Source organism: Bacillus sp. cl96, assembly GCF_900100505.1.
Lineage (GTDB): Bacteria > Bacillota > Bacilli > Bacillales > Bacillaceae_G > Bacillus_A > Bacillus_A cereus.
In genome coordinates this window covers 577,631-593,382 of the sequence record NZ_FNDM01000001.1, presented here as the reverse complement: position 1 = coordinate 593,382, position 15,752 = coordinate 577,631, and the positions used below count along the sequence as shown (strand labels likewise).

Below are 15,752 nucleotides of genomic sequence, written 5' to 3'. Positions count from 1 at the left end.
GTAAAGTAAAATCGTAATTTTTTCCTTCTTTTATGTTTGCTTGCAGATCCACTGAATGAAACTTCATCATAAGAAGGCTATCCTCATTAGAAATAACTTTTTCGGTTCCATTTTTTTGCTCAACCTAGTACAATCTCACCGATATAAAAAAGGACCACCATTACTGGCAGTCCTTTTTTGGTAGTTTTAGAAATTAAATTATAACATATTAATATACAAATTTTAAATATACTTTTCCAAAAGATACTATAAGTTTTTTATAATTCTTGATTTCTAAATTTTCATTGCATGATGAATTTTCTAATAAGTATTAACAACTAACAATAAAATTATCAATCCAATAGATTATTAGAAAAAACTGGTTATCCATATGATTTTTTGGTAAAATATAGATATAATTTAAGAGGGTAAAGTTAATATAGATCAACTAAGTAATGCTAAGAAAATGTTTTATTGCATAAAAAAAGGCTCCATTGCTGGAGCACTCAAAATAAACAAACGAATTAAAACAAGAAACAGACAATTTAACTATATAGATAAAACATAAATAAATCTATATATATGTAAAAATGCATATAAAAACTCTATTTATTGATGCTATAATAGGTTTACTCGATGATTGTTATATTTTTTTATGGTTTTTAAGCAATAAATACCTTCTTAACACCAAGTGTACAAGTAAAAGAAGACATCTTAAGCGATGTCTTCTTTTCTTATATAATAACAACACAATAAAATTAAGATGGTTCAAGTGGGAGGAAGGCACCTTTGGGTGTTTTTTCTTTGTCGAATTTGCCTAATAGGGGCAGCACCACATCGCTATCAAGCTAACAAAACAAAATACCCCCTAAAACGAAAAAGAGATGAAGAAAATAATAAAAAGCTTATCATTATGTGCTAAAAGATAAGCTTTTTTGTCTATACTTATTGAATTTTATTGGATTTATTCCATGCTAATATAGTAATAAAATATTGAATACCAAACAAAATAGTAACAAGTAGAATGAATTTTATACATACTAAGATCCATCCAACAATATCTTGAGGTAATTGATTATGATATGTAGTGTATGCTACACCAGAAAAAGATAAAATAAGGGTATAAGATAATTTATCTTTTAATTTTTGTTTTAATTTTTCCTTGTTATCGATTTCTGGTTCGTAAACACCAGCTAAAATGGATCTAATAAAGAAGAATACCATATAACAGATAATGATACCAAGTGCTGTAGCCCATTCTAGAAACGGTCTTTGTAAGTATACGCCCCTTATTATTAAATCAATGAAGGCTAGCAATAAAACCACAATTCCAGATTGGGCCCAAATTTTCATTTCAATTTGCTGAATTCTTTCATCTGAATGTGTACTGAGTGAAAACAAATTTTTTAGTTTTTCCATTCTATTTTTCCTCCCAAAATAATTCATCTAAAGTTTTATCGAGTGATTTAGCTATATCAATACAAAGCTTTAAAGATGGATTATATTTATTAAGTTCAATAAGACCAATGGTTTGTCGAGTAACATTTACAAGCACAGCTAATTCTTGTTGAGTTAGCCCCTTTTCTGTTCTTGCAATTTTTATTTTGCTTACTGACATTAAATACACCCCGTTTGTAAAGATAATCTTTATACTTTCCATCCTATATTCTATATATTAAATTATAAGTAATATTAATGCAATATATATTTTGCATTAAGACGTATATAGATTGCGTTCATCTTTTCTTTTTTTCCATTTCTATTATTTTTGTCTCTAAAACTATCTCACAAATATAAAAATACGCTATGCTTTCTGTAGAATCATTGGAAAGGATGGCGTTTTTGTATGTCTATTTCTGTCTCTGATGAATTACAACTATTTGCTCAAGAAGTTCAAAGCTTCTTATCTCCAAATATCTTACGAAATCTTGCTAGAGATGTTGGTTTTGTGCAACGAACCAGTAAGTACCAAGCAAAAGATTTAGTTGCTTTATGTGTATGGATGAGTCAAAATGTCGCTAAAACCTCTTTAACTCAGTTATGTAGCTGTTTAGAAGCATCAACAGAAGTACTTATCAGTCCGGAAGGACTGAATCAACGATTTAATGCCACAGCCGTGCAATTTCTACAACAATTGTTAGCCGAACTTCTCAATCAAAAGTTATCTTCAACTAAGCTGATTTCTTCTCCATACACCTCTATTTTCAAACGTATCCGTATTTTAGATTCAACTGCATTTCAACTTCCCGATGTATTTTCATCTGTTTATCCAGGTGCAGGAGGATGCAGCCATACAGCGGGGGTGAAGATTCAACTTGAATATGATTTATTAAGTGGACAGTTCCTACATATTCATACAGGTTCGGGAAAACAACATGATCGGACCTACGGTTCTCTGTGTGCCCCAACTGTGGCAGCGAATGATTTATGTATTCGAGATTTAGGTTATTTTCATTTGAAAGACCTTCAATATATACAAGATAAAAAGGCTTACTATATCTCTCGTATTAAGTCAAATACACGTATTTATCAAAAAAATTCCACCCCTGATTATTTTCAAGATGGAAGAATCAAAAAAGGGACAGAGTATATACAGATAGATATGGAGGTCTTAATGAACTCTCTTCAGCCAGGACAAACATGTGAAATATTCGACGCTTTTGTAGGAATGACTGATAAAGTCCCAACTCGCGTGATTGTTCATCGGCTAACAAAAGAACAACAACAAAAACGATTACAAGATCAAACTGTAAGAGAAAAAAAGAAAGGAATGAAGTATTCTCCTCGTAGTAAACGACTCAGTGGTATCAATGTATATATGACAAACACCCCTACAGATATTGTCCCAATGGGACAAGTACATGATTGGTATTCTTTACGTTGGCAAATTGAAATTTTATTTAAAACGTGGAAATCATTCTTTCACATTCATCATTGCAAAAAAATAAAACGAGAACGATTGGAATGCCATTTGTATGGACAATTGATTGCCATTCTACTCTGTTCCTCTATTATGTTTCAAATGCGGAAATTACTTCTCACAAAGAAGAAACAAGAGCTGAGTGAATATAAAGCCATATATATGATTAAAGATTATTTTTCTCTTCTGTTTCGATCCATACAAAAAGACACCCAAGAATTATCAAAGATTCTTCTTCGCCTATTTAACCTCCTACAGCGAAACGGACGAAAATCGCATCGATACGAAAAGAAAACAGTCTTTGATATATTAGGTGTCGTATATAATTGCACTCTGTCGGCCAATCTAGCGGCCTAGTAAAAAAATGAAACCCGTTAGGGTTTATTTGATATGCATAATTTCCAATAATCCATACTAGTTTTTTAGAAAAAGAAGAAGAGTTTTTCTGAAACTAACCTTTCCGAACCTTAGCTTGATAGCGATGGGGCAGCACCACATTGCTATCAAGTTAAAAAATTTTTTTCACCCAAAACAAAAAAACGAGCTGAATTCACATAAATAACTATGGAAGAAAACAAAAACTTGGGATTAAAGAACTTGTGATGTGTGACTATATTGGCTGTTTTTATCCAGAAGGATATATTAATCCTGAGTATACATTTGTATTTAATCATGAGGATATTGAAGGAATTATATTTGTAGGTTTTATAGATGAGGAAGAAGAGGCATTTGTAGGATTGCTTAATTGAATAGGATCTAGAAACAGGTGATCTTCAAATTCCGATAAAACTAGCAATCTCCACGCCGAAATTGGACAAATCCTAAGCAGGGAAAAAACGGACGCGAAAATGATGAAGAGATTACTATTTTCAAATCAGTTAGTTTGGCTGTAGTAGATATTATCGTTGCGAATTATTTGTATGAGAAAGTAGTGGAGCGCGGGATGGGATTGAGTTTTGAGGGACTGCCTTTTGGTGGTCTTTTTTGCATAAAATCTTGTAAAGTAAGAAAAAGTTGAATATTAATATTCTAATATTCAATAGAAAGATAAAATGTTTTAAAGTTCAAAATAATACATTATAATATATTTAGTAAAATTAACCAATTTATATTTTGCTCATTATGTATTAAAGGGGAAATGAAAATGGCTGGACAAATTCGTATGTCACCAGAGGAGCTTAAATCGAAAGCAGCTCAATATGGACAAGGTGCAAATCAAATTGAGGACATTTTAAGTCAACTACAAAATTTACAAAATGAATTAAGAGGAGAATGGGAAGGTCGTGCTTTCGAAGGTTTTGACCAACAGTTCAATCAATTAAAGCCAAAAGTACAAAACTTCGCACAGCTATTACAAGAAATTAATATGCAGCTTAATAAAACTGCAGAGGCTGTTGCTTCTCATGATGAAGAATTATCACGTAATTTCGGTTTGAAATAAAAATTGTCATACTCTATATAACAAGCATTTCAAATGAGCCATACAGCTTATATTGTATGGCTCATTTGATTGCATGCCCAACTTAGCTGGACACACGTTTAAAAAGAGTGATATTGTTAGGGAATTTTCATATATTTATTGGGATTTCTTTGGCATGTTCTGAAAATTAGAGAAAGGATTTGAGTGATGGGACAATTTCAAAGTAATTTTCAAACGGCACAACAAATTGCTACGCAGATGAGAACAGCTTCGAATATAATCCAAAGTGCAACAAATCGTTCTATAACAAAGGCGACGCGTACAACACTATCTGTTAATTCCAAAGCACAAGAAGCGAATCAACAAATGTTAGATTTTACGAAACAATTTTCCACTGCCTTTCAACAAGCGGTCGATAATATTCATTCAGTAGCCCAAGAGTTTGAGAGAATGGATAACGAACTTCACAATACTTTTCGCTAATGTGACAACCTACGTAAAGGTAAAATAGTAGGAGGAATATAATGAGTCAAGATATTGAAAAACAAATCAATCAAGTAAATCAAAAGTTAAGAAGTGTATTTGAAGAACAAGACCGAAATCAATCCGCGATTCACATTCAGGAGCAAGCGGAAGCAGATTTTTATGAATGGAGAGGTCGAAACCATCGTTTGTTTGATCGAATTTTAGGAACTTGGTATGGTGATAGAGAAATGTCTCAATTTTTTATGAATACATATCAAGAGGCACAACATATTGAACGAAAAGTCACATTTGAATTAGAAAATCAAAAAGAAACGTTGCTTAAAGAAAGACGAAACCTTAATGATTTAGAAAACGACCTTTCCTATCAACAACAACAATTAGCGAGGGAGGTCAATGCATGAGCTTAAATATGTATTTAGGAGAAGTACAAGGCCAAACTCAAAGTATGAATGCTGTATGTAACGCTACTATTCAAGGTATGGAACAAGTCATTCAGTCAATTGATGCCTTTGCAATTGATACTGTTCTACAAGGACAAACTTATAGCAGTGCAAAATCATTTTTTGTACAAACCTTTCGTCCTTTAGCGCAAGGAATCATTTATCTGTGTGAAGAGTTAATTCGCCAGAACGATGCTTTTCCAAGTCAATTTCAATCACAAGTCGCTTCCACAGATGTAATTGAACAAGAAATATTAGAACAAATTCGAGAAATTGACCGAATGAAAGCAAGTATGGAAGCCATCAGTCAAGCTATGCCAATCCCAGGTATGGACGCTATGGCGAATCTTTTTACTGTGATGAGGAAAAAACTGCAAGAAAAGCTGGATCATTTGTATCAATTCAATCAGACCGCTAGTAATAATTATAGTACAGCACTTCAATTAGCAGCTAGTATTGCTGCAGGTCTTGCGGAAGTTCAAAGTGGAAAAGGCTTTAGTCCTGCAAGTGGTACATTTAGTACGCAAGGGTTGAATATGGAATGGACAACTTCTATTCAGGCGATTACAGAAGAGAGGGCACGACAAGCTGCCAATTTAATTGAAGAAGGTGAAATGTGTGGTAAGCTACCTGAAAAATCTACTGGTGAAAAAATTTGGGACGGTATTGTAGAGGGTACGGGACAAGCAGTTAGCGATACAATAGACGGAATAAAAGCTTTAGGAGATTGGGAAACGTGGGAAAACATGGGGAACGCTGCTTTGCACCCTATTGATACCCTTAGTACCATGTATAATACATTGTCAGATTCATTTATTAATGATGTAATAAATGGAGATGCTGAAAGTCGTGCTAAATGGGGAAGTTATGCTTTAACACAAGTTGGATTAGGACTTATTGGTGATAAAGGATTAAGTAAAGCAAGTAAATTAGGTCAAGCAGGTAAAGTGACCAAACTAGCAAAAAATAAGATTCCGCAAGCTGTTTCACATATTACAAGTAATTTACAAATGGGAGATCGCTTTGCTTTTGCTGGTGGAAATAGTTTGCGATTTAGATTTGATACGCCTGATTTTAAAAAAGCTGAAGAAAAGCTGTCGACCTATCAGTTTGCTAGAGGTGAAAGTAATTCTGGTGGGAGTAATTTTGTTAATGAAAATCATAGATCTTCACTTTCTAATAGGGAAATTATATCTAATTTACAACATACAGAAAAATTTAGACCAAATACACTCAAACATATCCTAGAGGGTGAAATAAATTGGCGTGGTGACGCAATGGGTTATCATACTGAAGTATTGGAGAATACACCTGGAAAAATAATTAGCGGAACAGAAGAGATATTAAATGATCAAGGCATTTATAAAGCTAGGGTAGAAGTGAATGGAACCCCTAAAACTGGAAATAGAGGATTTTCTACATTTTTCCCTAAAGATTGGAGCCCGCAAAAGATTGTAGATAATATAAATGAAGCATATAATAATAGAACGTATGAATTTGGTAACACATATTCTGGAATAGGTTCAGAGGGTATAAGGATTAGCATGTATATAGATGGGAATGGGAAAATTATCTCTGCTTTCCCAGCGGAATAAATTTTATCTTTAGTATAAAGGAGTACAATAGTAATGAAATATCCATATAGCTTTGAAGTACTTACCAATGGAAAACTAGTTATGAGGCTTCCTCAAGAAATTAAACTTATGGAGACTTTTTTAGGCGTTGAAGTTTCTGCGTTTGGAGATTGGATTTTAGAAGAAATACATAGTGTTTTAAATGGGAAAGAAAATTACGTAGTAGTAAATGGAAACATTTGTGGTTTAGAAATTCGGAAAGATACAACTACTGTCCTAGACAATTTGGCTGAAGATGGTAAGGGAGATTTTTGTGAGATAGAAACGATTGAATTAGTAGATTTAATTCATATTTGGCAAGATAAACAAAAAGAATTTAAAAAAGGAAAAAATAAAGAATTGAAATAATAGATAGAGCTGACTTCTTATAGAGGTCAGCTCTATCTATTATTTCATATTTCTCCATTATCTCAGGTTTTAAAGTCTTTTTTCCTAAATAATTATCAGCAATAGTCATTGCAAAAGAATCTAAAGGTATTTAGATATGATGATGGGTGGAGAGATAGTTCGCATGAATTTTGGTGTGATCCATTTAGTGGATTAAGAATTCGTTTACAGGAAGAGATTGCTATTGTATCTGATTTTATAGAAAATTTATATGAAGTGGATGAATATATAAAGATTTTAGACGATGCTGTAGAAGGGAAATATCTCGATTTTGAATTAGAATATAATGCTGCAGTAGTAAATTCTAATAGTCCGTGGAAATGGAGGTAGATTAGTGGTGGAGAAAAATTAACAGCTCCCCAAAAAGCTATTATTAAGCAGGTTGCTATTGAGAAAGGTTTAATACCTGATGTTCCTATGAAATTAGGTACACAATATCCTGATTTTAAGAAAGCTGGTTTAATTATTAAATCGGATGAGTTACCAGAGGAAATGTGGTTGGCAAGTGACAAACAACAATTTAAATGGTTAGATGCCAGGTAAAATGGAATTAGTACCATTTGGAATACATAATAGCATATTTCATAAAGGTGGGCGGAGTGAAGGACATTGGTCTTATAGATCTAAAGGTAGGTAAAGAAATGGAGGAATTAAAATGAAGATTAAAAATGGTAGTGAACTTCAATCACCAAATGATGAATTAATTGAATCATTTGAGGAATATTGTGAGATAAAATTACCAAATGATTTTATAGATTTTTTGAAAAAATATAATGGCTCTATTCCAATTACTAATGTTTTTTCACATGAAAAAAACGAACTTTTAATTGAACGTTTCTTATGTTTGTTGGAGGACCCAGAAGATGATGATGAAAATGGTTGGTATGATATAGAGGTTGTATTATCTGATATCGATACTCGTTTAACGGATGATGAAGATTTAACAGGGATAAATATTATTCCATTTGCTGTTTTATTCGCAGGTGATTTTCTTTGTTTAGATTTTAGAGAAAAGGAAATACCATCTGTTGTGGTATGGTATCATGAAGAATCAGAAGAGTTGAATCCGGTAACTAGTGAAGTTGCAGATAATTTTAGTGAGTTTTTAAGTATGTTAAAAGAATAATGTAAGAAAAATAATTAAATTTTATTTATGGGTTTGAATTTGTATTAAAGTTTTTTTGCTTTTAATATTTTAATTAAAAAAGAAGACTAATATTTGCTTTTTAATAGGTTGATATATATTTTAAAGAAATTAAAGGAGAAATGTATCAAGGATATTATCCTTTTCTTCTTTATTGATACCAATGTATTTAAGTGTAAATTGTGGGCGATATAGATTGTTATAAATCCTAGGAAGCGGCAATTACAATACACTCTATTTCGTGGGGTATTTGGCATCGTATGTTCAGTAGGATTATTAGTTATAACCCAAAAGTTTGCATATGGAATGTTAGGATTACAAACTCCTATCTATTTTATTTTTTCGGTTGGTTTGTATATTTTTGCTTTGTATTATTATTATAAAAATCATATTAAAAAACTTCAGGGATCAATCAAAAAATCAAAGTCATCGAAAAAAAACTCTGGTTTCGGAGTATTGGCTTTTGTAGGATTGGGTCAACTCATTGCTAATATCAGTCTTGGTTTTGCAACACAAAAGATGGTAGCAATTGTATTAATGTGTGTATATTCCATGCTTTCGTTTATGTTGTTTCATTTCATTATGGAACTCCATAGGTACTATTATTTAAGGAAGCATATAGAAGATGGGGGTAGAACACATGAAACCATTTAAAGAGTCTGTATTGAATTTTAAGTATATAATCGTGGTTCTCCTATAGTCAGTAAAGAATGCGGAAAAGAAAAGGGAGAAGCAACATCATGAATATAGAATTACATTTGGATAAAGCAAGGATGGGGAATTATGCAATTTTCTAAAGAAAAGTTTTTACCAAATGGTTCTATTGTTCTCTTAAAAGGAGGGACAAAAAAGGTTGTAATTTACGGAAGAAAACAACTGCTTATGGTTGAAGAACCTGTATAACTACATAGGCTGTTTTTATTCAGAAGGATTATAAAACTAATCCACTTAACGAAGGTAGAACAGCTCCTAAGATTGTTGACAAGGGTACTTTTGATAAATATGGATTTGAAGGTATTGCATACGAATTACCTGACCCCACTAGTCGGTGGTTGGTAGAATACGGACGGAATGCTAAACTTATTAAGTAAGAGAGGAGAGCGTGTTAAATGATTAAGCCTTTATACGCCGAAAATATTATAGTAGGTGTAAAATATAAAAATAAGCTCAATTGGTATATAACTGAATCGGATTTATGGTATTTAGATTATAATCAAGCTGGATATTCTCCTAGTGAATATCCAGAGGAAAGAAAAGGCATTAGTATTTTAAATGAGACTACAATAGCTAACTTTTTAGAAAGAATAGAAAAATATAAAAGATTTACAGAAGATATTAGGTTAGAATTTTTAAGAGAACTAAGAACTAATAGAGAAGAAGCCTATTATGATTATAATCCATGTTTCCTAATAGATTTTGAGCGTTTAATTTTTTATTCTAATTATCCGGAATCAATATCTTTTGAAGAATATATTCCGAATAACTGGAGAGGTTATTTACAGCGATTTGATGAACAAGTACCCTATGAATATAGATACTGGGAAGATAAGAATAAAAGCTATTTAGTTAGAGAGGATTAGGTCATTGAAGAAAATAAATTAATTATGATAAAAGAAACATTTAAGAATGAAGGAACTGGTGAACTGACGCCAGGAGTTACTATAATACTTGATGGGAATGTAAGGGGATTATTGGAAATAATTGCAGGGAAACAAGGTTATTCGGATTATGCAGAAGCTCTAAAAGAAGTAATCTTTGAAGGGATTCATCATTTTGTGAAAAGAAATAAATAATAAGCTGACATATACTTTTAAGGTAAAGGGCAATTCTGAAAGGGATATGCCCTTTTTATTTTTTAAATTTGAAATGTAGCTCAGATATTATCTTTTTCTTCCTTATTGATACCAATATATTTTAAGTGTAATTTATGAGGTGCTATGATTGAGTATTTCTTACAACATAGCGAAATCTTTTGTTTGTTTATAGAACCAATAGCCGAAGGTTTTGCACATGGTGTGAGTCCCAATAGATTCGATCCCAGCAAAATCTTTGGCTTTTTGAAATTTTTGATAAGCCTAGATTTTATTAATGGGTTGATCTTCTTTTCGAGAAGGGAATAATATTTCACAGAAGGTGTAAAATGGGATGTTGATTTAGATGGTGATGGTGAAGATAATAGTATTAAGGATAGGGTGAAAACGGGTTCGAAAAAAGCTTGGTCAACAGTAGCGGGGTGGTTTAATTAACATGAAAAAAAATACAGATTTTAATAAAAAAGCTTTTGAATATTATATGGCTCTTTATGCTGTAAATGATATAAGATCGACTATAATTACTCTTGTGATTGGGATAGCAGATATATTTGTGCTTTTGCCTGCTTTTGCGAATCCTGTTCAACCGATATATATGTACATAATAGTTCCACCAGTTGCTTTTTTAAATGTATGGGCAATATGGATTGTTATAAATCCTAGGAAGCGGCAATTACAATACACTCTATTTCGTGGGGTATTTGGCATCGTATGTTCAGTAGGATTATTAGTTATAACCCAAAAGTTTGCATATGGAATGTTAGGATTACAAACTCCTATCTATTTTATTTTTTCGGTTGGTTTGTATATTTTTGCTTTGTATTATTATTATAAAAATCATATTAAAAAACTTCAGGAATCAATCAAAAAATCAAAATCATCGAAAAAAAACTCTAGTTTCGGAGTAGTGGCTTTTGTAGGATTGGGTCAACTCATTGCTAATATCAGTCTTGGTTTTGCAACACAAAAGATGGTAGCAATTGTATTAATGTGTGTATACTCCATGCTTTCGTTTATGTTGTTTCATTTCATTATGGAACTCCATAGGTACTATTATTTAAGGAAGCATATAGAAGATGGGGGTAGAACACATGAAACCTTTTAAAGAGGTTTATTGAATTTTAAGTATTGTGATTTATGGAAGGAAACAAAAACTTATGGTTAAAGAACCTGTGATGTATGACTATATTGGCTGTTTTTATCCAGAAGGAGGAAAGCTAATATGCAAGCATTTAAAGTTGGGAAATTAGTCACATTCGTTGCAATTATAATACTTCTTGTAGTTGCTATTTTATCTCCTTACAACTTATTTAAAAAGATTTATTTTATTATTGGTGTTCTTATTATTGGCGCAATTTCACTTGGTACAAATAAATTCTTTGAACTGATACACAGTAAATTTAATAAGAAATGATATTACTTATGTGATAAAGAAATTCCCCTCTAAATCCTTAATGATTTAGAGGGGAATTTCTACAATATGATTTTACTGGATTACGTGGAACTAAATTAGTCCATCACCATATTGGTGGTGGTCAAGCTGTTGGTGTTCCGCTGCCACTACATCCTGGTTTTGGAGGGATTCATAACGCAGAAAAATCGATTGGAGCATGGGGGAAAAGATGCAGGATATGTAGAAATGCTTCAGAAATTTATTGAACATCATACATTAGGCGGTAAATAAAAAAATGAAAAATGAAATGAAAAATTGTTTTGATAAAATAATTAGAGAGTGGCAAGATTGTAATAATTCATTGCCAAAATCTTTATGGATAGAAGAAGCAGAGGCTTTTATCTATGAAGGAGAACCAGATATAGAGGGATACGTATTCTGGAAACCGTTAGAAAAAAATATAATTCATGATTTTTCTAATATAGAAAAAGATTTGGGGATACAATTATATAATTCAATTAAAGAATATTATAATTCTTATTGGTTTTTAGACTTAGGAGGTAATTATTTAGGTTATGATTTTGAATTAAATTCTGTTATACCAGGAATTGAACTGCATGATTTTTATGTATCTTTACAAGGGTACCAAGGCGCACATGATAATCAACTGAATAATATTCCTATTGGTATGGGATTCAATGGTCTCTTGGTAGTTGTAGATAATGAAAATGGACAAGTAAAATTAGAAGCTTATGAAAGCGGAAGCTTCGAAGTAATCTGTGATAGTTTAGCAGAATTAATTTTAAATCTTTCATAATCAGGAACCTGGTCGAATACAACTTGTAGATTATCAGATACATCACGATACTGGTCATACAGGTGGATATAAAATTTGAGGAAAAGATAGGGCGGTTTATAATTATGAACAACATTACATGGATTAATGTAAGTGAGAAAAAAGTTACAGATGAACAAATTGAACAATTAGAAGAGTACTTTGGTATTAAATTTCCTAATGATTTTATTGAGTGTGTAAAGAAATATGATGGTGGCTATCCTACTCCAGATACATTCAATATTCCTAATCAGGATGAAGATTCACTTAATAACCTTTTAACCTTAGACTCTGAGAGAAAAATTTCTATGCTGCAAACATATAATAGTATAAAAGATAGATTGGTAGATAAAGTATATCCTTTTGCTAGAGACCCGTTTGGTAACCTTCTATGCTTTGATTACCGAAATAATCCTCAGTCACCAACAGTCGTATTTTGGGACCATGAGGAAGAAGAAATGGAAGAATCCATCTATCCTGTTTGTTCATCTTTTGCAGAATTACTTGATAGCTTATATGAGTTTGAAGACGAGGACGAATAATTAATTATGAGTAACAAAAGTAAGACTTATGTAAATTACGCATAAGTCTTTTTAATATTATCCCCAAGTTAAGAAGATTGAGGGGGAAAATTCTCATGAATCTAGGGGAGCTAGTTTAAAAGAAATTAAAAGACAATTAAATATACCTAGATTTCAACACCCGATTAGTCAAAAGATGGTACCATTAACAGATAGCAATGGTAAAAGGATATTGAATGATAATAAACAGCCTATTATGACTCGAGAATTTACATATGAAGTAAAAGGTCAATCAAGATCATTCAGAGGGTCATAAGTTTGGAGAAGGTGGAGTTGGAGATCATCCACCGCATCATAATGTAAGACCTGAATACAATACACGAATAGGACAGGTAGATGGTATGGAGGATTATTATTATTTTGAGAAGAGAAATAATAAATAGGGAGTAAAAAATGATTGATCAATTTAAATTTTTAAATCCACAAGCGTTAATTGGTATTTTTGGGAAAATACCAAAGTTTGAAGAATCAGAGTTAGTAGATGTGCGTCTTAAAAGAGATGGTCCTACTTTAGTTATTCAATTGATGACAAAGGAAAATGTTGAAAATAAGCCAAAACGATGGAATAAGTGGGATGTAATTTATGTAGAGATATCTTTCTTTACTATTTATAATTTAACAATAAAAGGTTTAGGGATAGAAAATATAATTGATTATTTTGAAATAAATAAGATAGAAGAAGAAGGTTTATTAAAAATTAAGTGTAAGAATCAAATGTTAGTTGAGTGCTCGTTTGAATGGGCGAAGGTAGAAGGAGTAACCCCAGGCTTAATAGGATTACCGTAATTTTGATGGGAAGTAGATAGTTAATTTTTATAATATTCATATTTTAATGTTTTGGGGTTAAGTCAGGAATTTATAAAGGACATTTGAAACGTTGATAGTGTTGCAAACATATGAAGCGGAAATTACTAAAATTAAGATACCTAATTATATACATGTATTAGGTTATTGTGATATAAGTTCCAAAGGTGAGATTGTAATAGGTGGGTATAGTTATAGATTCCACAGGAGTTTCATTTAAGTTTGAGAAGGAAGCGAGATAATAGAATGCAAAAATTTTCAAAAATAGTTATATGTGTTGGTGCCTTAATAATGATTATACTAGGCATGATTGTATATGATACATGGAAGGATAGGATTTATTTTTCTTTAGCTGTACTTTTTGTTACCGTACTTTCTTTACTATGGAATATAGTTGCTCATAATATTATGGATAAATTTAGGGGGAGAGAATGAATAGTTATGAAACTTTTACTGATTGGAACAGTAGCGGGGTGGTTTAATTAACATGAAAAAAAGTATAGATTTTAATAAGAAAGCTTTTGCACATTATATGGCTCTTTATCCTGTAAATGAAATAAGGGTCCACGTAATTGGTCTTGTCCTTTTGGGGGCAGACGTGTTTGTTCTTTTGCCTGCGTTTGCGAATCCTTTTCGATTACTCTATGTATATATAGTAACTCCTCCAGTTATTTTTTTAAATTTGTGGGCGATATGGATTGCTATCAATCCTCGGAAACGACAGTTACAATACACTCTATTTCGAGGAGTATATGGCGCCATATGTTCAGTCGGATTATTGGTTATAACTCAAAAATATGCTTATGAAGTGTTACAATTACAAACTCCCATCTATTTTATTCTTTCATTTGGTTTGTATGGTTTTGCTTTGTATTATTTTTATAAAAATCATATTGAAAAACTTCAGGAACCAAGAAAAAAATCAAAATCATCGAAAGGAACTGGTGGTGTAAAAGTAGCAGCTATTGCAGCGGGATCGGGGCAGTTAATTGCTAATATAATTCTTAGCATTGCAACACAACAGATGGGTGCGATTGTATTTATGTGTGCATGCACAGTGTTTTCGTTTGGTTTGTTTTATATGATTATAGAACTCCATAAGTATTATTATTTACGGAAGCATATAGAAGATGGAGGGAAAATACGTATAGGCTTTTAAATGGAAAAAAAGAGCAGCTTCTCTAATGGTGATGAGCTTTCAACAAAGGCTATAGCTGGGAAATTGGATGTGAATATACCCTATGATTGGAAGAGTTTAAAAGAAGATGTATTTGTTAGTAAAGTTATTGGCGTAAAAGGGGCAGCAGGTATTTGAGATAACTCATATAAATTTAAATCCACAATTTCTTTAATGACACCTTTAGGTATCATACAATTAAAAGATAGAGAGGTTACAGTTACTCAAAAAATTTTTTCAGGAGAAGTTATAGCGGGTATTGACGATTACTCCTTAAAGGCAGCATCGGAAGCTTCTACACTTAAGTATGAAGTAGAAGTAAGTATGCTACATTTTCCAAAAAAGTTTCCAATTATTGGAGATGAAGACCTAAAAATTAAAGGTGATTTGGGATTAGGCGCAATAGGTTTGAAAGGTAGCTTTGGAAAAGAAACTGGTATAACGGTTCCTGCTTTAGAGGGTTTTACTGTGGGAAGTAGTTTGAAATTTGAAAAACCTGAGGAGAAAAAATGATATGAAAACTCCATCTTATAAACCATTATATATTTTAGTTTATGTCGTAATATCTGTATCTATTATAGGATTAATGATTACTCCATCTAACAATTTGTGGGAAAAATTGTTAGGAACTATCGTTCTCATTCTTTTGGGAGCAGGTTTAATATGTTTTTTAAAATTCGGACGGTGGGCGCAAGAGAAATTTTATGATAAATTTACAAAAAAACGGGATTAATATAAGAC

At 31.9% G+C, this 15,752-nt stretch carries 23 protein-coding genes and 9 pseudogenes; 28 read left to right on the top strand and 4 right to left on the bottom strand.

The window, feature by feature from the left end; translation table 11 throughout:
- Window positions 1–924: 924 nt before the first annotated feature.
- The gene (locus BLT20_RS03335) at window positions 925–1,398 is read right to left on the bottom strand and encodes a DUF6773 family protein (RefSeq protein WP_000413175.1); all 474 of its coding nucleotides are present in this window, start codon (window positions 1,396–1,398) and stop codon (window positions 925–927) included.
- A gap of 1 nt (window position 1,399) precedes the next feature.
- Window positions 1,400–1,597, bottom strand: coding sequence for a helix-turn-helix transcriptional regulator (locus tag BLT20_RS30920; RefSeq protein ID WP_000116561.1), 198 nt, complete (start codon window positions 1,595–1,597; stop codon window positions 1,400–1,402).
- Between the two features lie 228 nt (window positions 1,598–1,825).
- Between BLT20_RS30920 and BLT20_RS03330 the strand changes: the two genes are divergently transcribed.
- From BLT20_RS03330 to BLT20_RS03285, 12 genes and pseudogenes are all read left to right on the top strand, one after another.
- The gene (locus BLT20_RS03330) at window positions 1,826–3,256 is read left to right on the top strand and encodes an IS4 family transposase (RefSeq protein ID WP_000028480.1); all 1,431 of its coding nucleotides are present in this window, start codon (window positions 1,826–1,828) and stop codon (window positions 3,254–3,256) included.
- 206 nt (window positions 3,257–3,462) lie between these two features.
- Window positions 3,463–3,648 (top strand): annotated as a pseudogene (locus BLT20_RS03325) (DUF4176 domain-containing protein); the annotation flags it as partial.
- Between the two features lie 116 nt (window positions 3,649–3,764).
- Window positions 3,765–3,917 (top strand): ornithine cyclodeaminase, encoded by a 153-nt coding sequence (locus tag BLT20_RS03320; RefSeq protein WP_230641402.1) that lies wholly within the window; start codon window positions 3,765–3,767, stop codon window positions 3,915–3,917.
- A gap of 126 nt (window positions 3,918–4,043) precedes the next feature.
- Window positions 4,044–4,340 (top strand): WXG100 family type VII secretion target, encoded by a 297-nt coding sequence (locus BLT20_RS03315; RefSeq protein WP_000918587.1) that lies wholly within the window; start codon window positions 4,044–4,046, stop codon window positions 4,338–4,340.
- 186 nt (window positions 4,341–4,526) lie between these two features.
- Window positions 4,527–4,802 (top strand): TIGR04197 family type VII secretion effector, encoded by a 276-nt coding sequence (locus tag BLT20_RS03310; RefSeq protein WP_000529655.1) that lies wholly within the window; start codon window positions 4,527–4,529, stop codon window positions 4,800–4,802.
- Window positions 4,803–4,843: 41 nt separating this feature from the next.
- A complete protein-coding gene (locus BLT20_RS03305) occupies window positions 4,844–5,206 on the top strand; it encodes a DUF3958 family protein (RefSeq protein WP_000076121.1) in 363 nt (120 codons plus the stop codon).
- The gene (locus BLT20_RS03300; protein ID WP_000056046.1) at window positions 5,203–6,840 is read left to right on the top strand and encodes a ribonuclease; all 1,638 of its coding nucleotides are present in this window, start codon (window positions 5,203–5,205) and stop codon (window positions 6,838–6,840) included. Before BLT20_RS03305 ends, BLT20_RS03300 begins: the two co-directional genes overlap by 4 nt.
- A gap of 33 nt (window positions 6,841–6,873) precedes the next feature.
- A complete protein-coding gene (locus BLT20_RS03295; RefSeq protein ID WP_000877046.1) occupies window positions 6,874–7,227 on the top strand; it encodes a type II toxin-antitoxin system toxin in 354 nt (117 codons plus the stop codon).
- Window positions 7,228–7,335: 108 nt separating this feature from the next.
- Window positions 7,336–7,566, top strand: a pseudogene (locus BLT20_RS30470) (hypothetical protein); the annotation flags it as partial.
- A gap of 117 nt (window positions 7,567–7,683) precedes the next feature.
- A complete protein-coding gene (locus BLT20_RS30915; protein WP_002025382.1) occupies window positions 7,684–7,809 on the top strand; it encodes a hypothetical protein in 126 nt (41 codons plus the stop codon).
- Window positions 7,799–7,903, top strand: coding sequence for an HNH endonuclease (locus tag BLT20_RS30910; RefSeq protein ID WP_098343272.1), 105 nt, complete (start codon window positions 7,799–7,801; stop codon window positions 7,901–7,903). Before BLT20_RS30915 ends, BLT20_RS30910 begins: the two co-directional genes overlap by 11 nt.
- A gap of 18 nt (window positions 7,904–7,921) precedes the next feature.
- Window positions 7,922–8,392, top strand: coding sequence for an SMI1/KNR4 family protein (locus BLT20_RS03285; RefSeq protein ID WP_000694780.1), 471 nt, complete (start codon window positions 7,922–7,924; stop codon window positions 8,390–8,392).
- 129 nt (window positions 8,393–8,521) lie between these two features.
- Here BLT20_RS03285 and BLT20_RS30905 read toward each other — a convergent pair.
- Window positions 8,522–8,596 (bottom strand): annotated as a pseudogene (locus tag BLT20_RS30905) (integrase); the annotation flags it as partial.
- Between BLT20_RS30905 and BLT20_RS30055 the strand changes: the two are divergent.
- The 4 genes and pseudogenes from BLT20_RS30055 to BLT20_RS03260 form a co-directional block, all read left to right on the top strand.
- Window positions 8,588–9,064 (top strand): annotated as a pseudogene (locus BLT20_RS30055) (hypothetical protein); the annotation flags it as partial. The pseudogenes BLT20_RS30905 and BLT20_RS30055 overlap by 9 nt on opposite strands.
- Window positions 9,065–9,193: 129 nt before the next feature.
- Window positions 9,194–9,341, top strand: a pseudogene (locus BLT20_RS03270) (DUF4176 domain-containing protein); the annotation flags it as partial.
- A 178-nt stretch (window positions 9,342–9,519) separates the two neighbouring features.
- On the top strand, window positions 9,520–9,990 hold the full coding sequence (locus BLT20_RS03265; RefSeq protein ID WP_000595047.1) for a hypothetical protein: 471 nt from the start codon (window positions 9,520–9,522) through the stop codon (window positions 9,988–9,990).
- A gap of 3 nt (window positions 9,991–9,993) precedes the next feature.
- Window positions 9,994–10,203 carry a hypothetical protein gene (locus tag BLT20_RS03260; RefSeq protein ID WP_033684284.1) on the top strand — a complete coding sequence of 70 codons (210 nt, stop codon included), beginning with the start codon at window positions 9,994–9,996 and terminating at the stop codon, window positions 10,201–10,203.
- 80 nt (window positions 10,204–10,283) lie between these two features.
- Here the strand turns inward: BLT20_RS03260 and BLT20_RS30900 are convergent.
- Window positions 10,284–10,530: pseudogene (locus BLT20_RS30900) on the bottom strand (tyrosine-type recombinase/integrase); the annotation flags it as partial.
- 127 nt (window positions 10,531–10,657) lie between these two features.
- On the opposite strand from BLT20_RS30900, the gene BLT20_RS03250 reads away from it, so the two are divergent.
- The 12 genes and pseudogenes from BLT20_RS03250 (at window position 10,658) to BLT20_RS03185 (ending at window position 15,744) form a co-directional block, all read left to right on the top strand.
- The gene (locus tag BLT20_RS03250) at window positions 10,658–11,326 is read left to right on the top strand and encodes a hypothetical protein (RefSeq protein WP_000742392.1); all 669 of its coding nucleotides are present in this window, start codon (window positions 10,658–10,660) and stop codon (window positions 11,324–11,326) included.
- 13 nt (window positions 11,327–11,339) lie between these two features.
- Window positions 11,340–11,432, top strand: a pseudogene (locus BLT20_RS30050) (DUF4176 domain-containing protein); the annotation flags it as partial.
- A gap of 11 nt (window positions 11,433–11,443) precedes the next feature.
- A complete protein-coding gene (locus BLT20_RS03235; protein ID WP_001147554.1) occupies window positions 11,444–11,635 on the top strand; it encodes a hypothetical protein in 192 nt (63 codons plus the stop codon).
- 274 nt (window positions 11,636–11,909) lie between these two features.
- Window positions 11,910–12,431, top strand: a complete 522-nt coding sequence (locus BLT20_RS03225) for a SecY-interacting protein Syd (protein WP_000787240.1) — start codon at window positions 11,910–11,912, stop codon at window positions 12,429–12,431.
- Window positions 12,427–12,510 (top strand): annotated as a pseudogene (locus BLT20_RS31290) (HNH endonuclease); the annotation flags it as partial. The gene BLT20_RS03225 and the pseudogene BLT20_RS31290, both read left to right, overlap by 5 nt.
- A gap of 25 nt (window positions 12,511–12,535) precedes the next feature.
- Window positions 12,536–12,991, top strand: coding sequence for an SMI1/KNR4 family protein (locus BLT20_RS03215; RefSeq protein ID WP_001060032.1), 456 nt, complete (start codon window positions 12,536–12,538; stop codon window positions 12,989–12,991).
- Between the two features lie 332 nt (window positions 12,992–13,323).
- Window positions 13,324–13,413 (top strand): annotated as a pseudogene (locus BLT20_RS30895) (type IV secretion protein Rhs); the annotation flags it as partial.
- A gap of 10 nt (window positions 13,414–13,423) precedes the next feature.
- Window positions 13,424–13,816 carry an immunity 50 family protein gene (locus BLT20_RS03205; protein ID WP_000566913.1) on the top strand — a complete coding sequence of 131 codons (393 nt, stop codon included), beginning with the start codon at window positions 13,424–13,426 and terminating at the stop codon, window positions 13,814–13,816.
- 505 nt (window positions 13,817–14,321) lie between these two features.
- Entirely contained in the window at window positions 14,322–14,993 is a 672-nt protein-coding gene (locus tag BLT20_RS03195) for a hypothetical protein (RefSeq protein ID WP_000748157.1), read from the top strand.
- Window positions 14,994–15,149 carry a hypothetical protein gene (locus BLT20_RS30455; RefSeq protein WP_000412691.1) on the top strand — a complete coding sequence of 52 codons (156 nt, stop codon included), beginning with the start codon at window positions 14,994–14,996 and terminating at the stop codon, window positions 15,147–15,149.
- Between the two features lie 36 nt (window positions 15,150–15,185).
- Window positions 15,186–15,524, top strand: a complete 339-nt coding sequence (locus BLT20_RS03190) for a hypothetical protein (RefSeq protein ID WP_073339300.1) — start codon at window positions 15,186–15,188, stop codon at window positions 15,522–15,524.
- A gap of 1 nt (window position 15,525) precedes the next feature.
- Window positions 15,526–15,744: a hypothetical protein gene (locus BLT20_RS03185; RefSeq protein WP_000856860.1), complete on the top strand. Its 219-nt coding sequence runs from the start codon at window positions 15,526–15,528 to the stop codon at window positions 15,742–15,744.
- Window positions 15,745–15,752: the final 8 nt, after the last annotated feature.

What these genes read in the sequence shown, in the direction of transcription:
- BLT20_RS03335 (WP_000413175.1), bottom strand. Translation starts at nt 1,398, where the DNA reads ATGGAAAAACTAAAAAATTTGTTTTCACTCAGTACACATTCAGATGAA.
- BLT20_RS30920 (WP_000116561.1), bottom strand. Translation starts at nt 1,597, where the DNA reads ATGTCAGTAAGCAAAATAAAAATTGCAAGAACAGAAAAGGGGCTAACT.
- BLT20_RS03330 (WP_000028480.1), top strand. Translation starts at nt 1,826, where the DNA reads ATGTCTATTTCTGTCTCTGATGAATTACAACTATTTGCTCAAGAAGTT.
- BLT20_RS03315 (WP_000918587.1), top strand. Translation starts at nt 4,044, where the DNA reads ATGGCTGGACAAATTCGTATGTCACCAGAGGAGCTTAAATCGAAAGCA.
- BLT20_RS03310 (WP_000529655.1), top strand. Translation starts at nt 4,527, where the DNA reads ATGGGACAATTTCAAAGTAATTTTCAAACGGCACAACAAATTGCTACG.
- BLT20_RS03305 (WP_000076121.1), top strand. Translation starts at nt 4,844, where the DNA reads ATGAGTCAAGATATTGAAAAACAAATCAATCAAGTAAATCAAAAGTTA.
- BLT20_RS03300 (WP_000056046.1), top strand. Translation starts at nt 5,203, where the DNA reads ATGAGCTTAAATATGTATTTAGGAGAAGTACAAGGCCAAACTCAAAGT.
- BLT20_RS03295 (WP_000877046.1), top strand. Translation starts at nt 6,874, where the DNA reads ATGAAATATCCATATAGCTTTGAAGTACTTACCAATGGAAAACTAGTT.
- BLT20_RS30915 (WP_002025382.1), top strand. Translation starts at nt 7,684, where the DNA reads ATGAAATTAGGTACACAATATCCTGATTTTAAGAAAGCTGGTTTAATT.
- BLT20_RS30910 (WP_098343272.1), top strand. Translation starts at nt 7,799, where the DNA reads ATGCCAGGTAAAATGGAATTAGTACCATTTGGAATACATAATAGCATA.
- BLT20_RS03285 (WP_000694780.1), top strand. Translation starts at nt 7,922, where the DNA reads ATGAAGATTAAAAATGGTAGTGAACTTCAATCACCAAATGATGAATTA.
- BLT20_RS03265 (WP_000595047.1), top strand. Translation starts at nt 9,520, where the DNA reads ATGATTAAGCCTTTATACGCCGAAAATATTATAGTAGGTGTAAAATAT.
- BLT20_RS03250 (WP_000742392.1), top strand. Translation starts at nt 10,658, where the DNA reads ATGAAAAAAAATACAGATTTTAATAAAAAAGCTTTTGAATATTATATG.
- BLT20_RS03235 (WP_001147554.1), top strand. Translation starts at nt 11,444, where the DNA reads ATGCAAGCATTTAAAGTTGGGAAATTAGTCACATTCGTTGCAATTATA.
- BLT20_RS03225 (WP_000787240.1), top strand. Translation starts at nt 11,910, where the DNA reads ATGAAAAATGAAATGAAAAATTGTTTTGATAAAATAATTAGAGAGTGG.
- BLT20_RS03215 (WP_001060032.1), top strand. Translation starts at nt 12,536, where the DNA reads ATGAACAACATTACATGGATTAATGTAAGTGAGAAAAAAGTTACAGAT.
- BLT20_RS03205 (WP_000566913.1), top strand. Translation starts at nt 13,424, where the DNA reads ATGATTGATCAATTTAAATTTTTAAATCCACAAGCGTTAATTGGTATT.
- BLT20_RS03195 (WP_000748157.1), top strand. Translation starts at nt 14,322, where the DNA reads ATGAAAAAAAGTATAGATTTTAATAAGAAAGCTTTTGCACATTATATG.
- BLT20_RS30455 (WP_000412691.1), top strand. Translation starts at nt 14,994, where the DNA reads ATGGAAAAAAAGAGCAGCTTCTCTAATGGTGATGAGCTTTCAACAAAG.
- BLT20_RS03190 (WP_073339300.1), top strand. Translation starts at nt 15,186, where the DNA reads ATGACACCTTTAGGTATCATACAATTAAAAGATAGAGAGGTTACAGTT.
- BLT20_RS03185 (WP_000856860.1), top strand. Translation starts at nt 15,526, where the DNA reads ATGAAAACTCCATCTTATAAACCATTATATATTTTAGTTTATGTCGTA.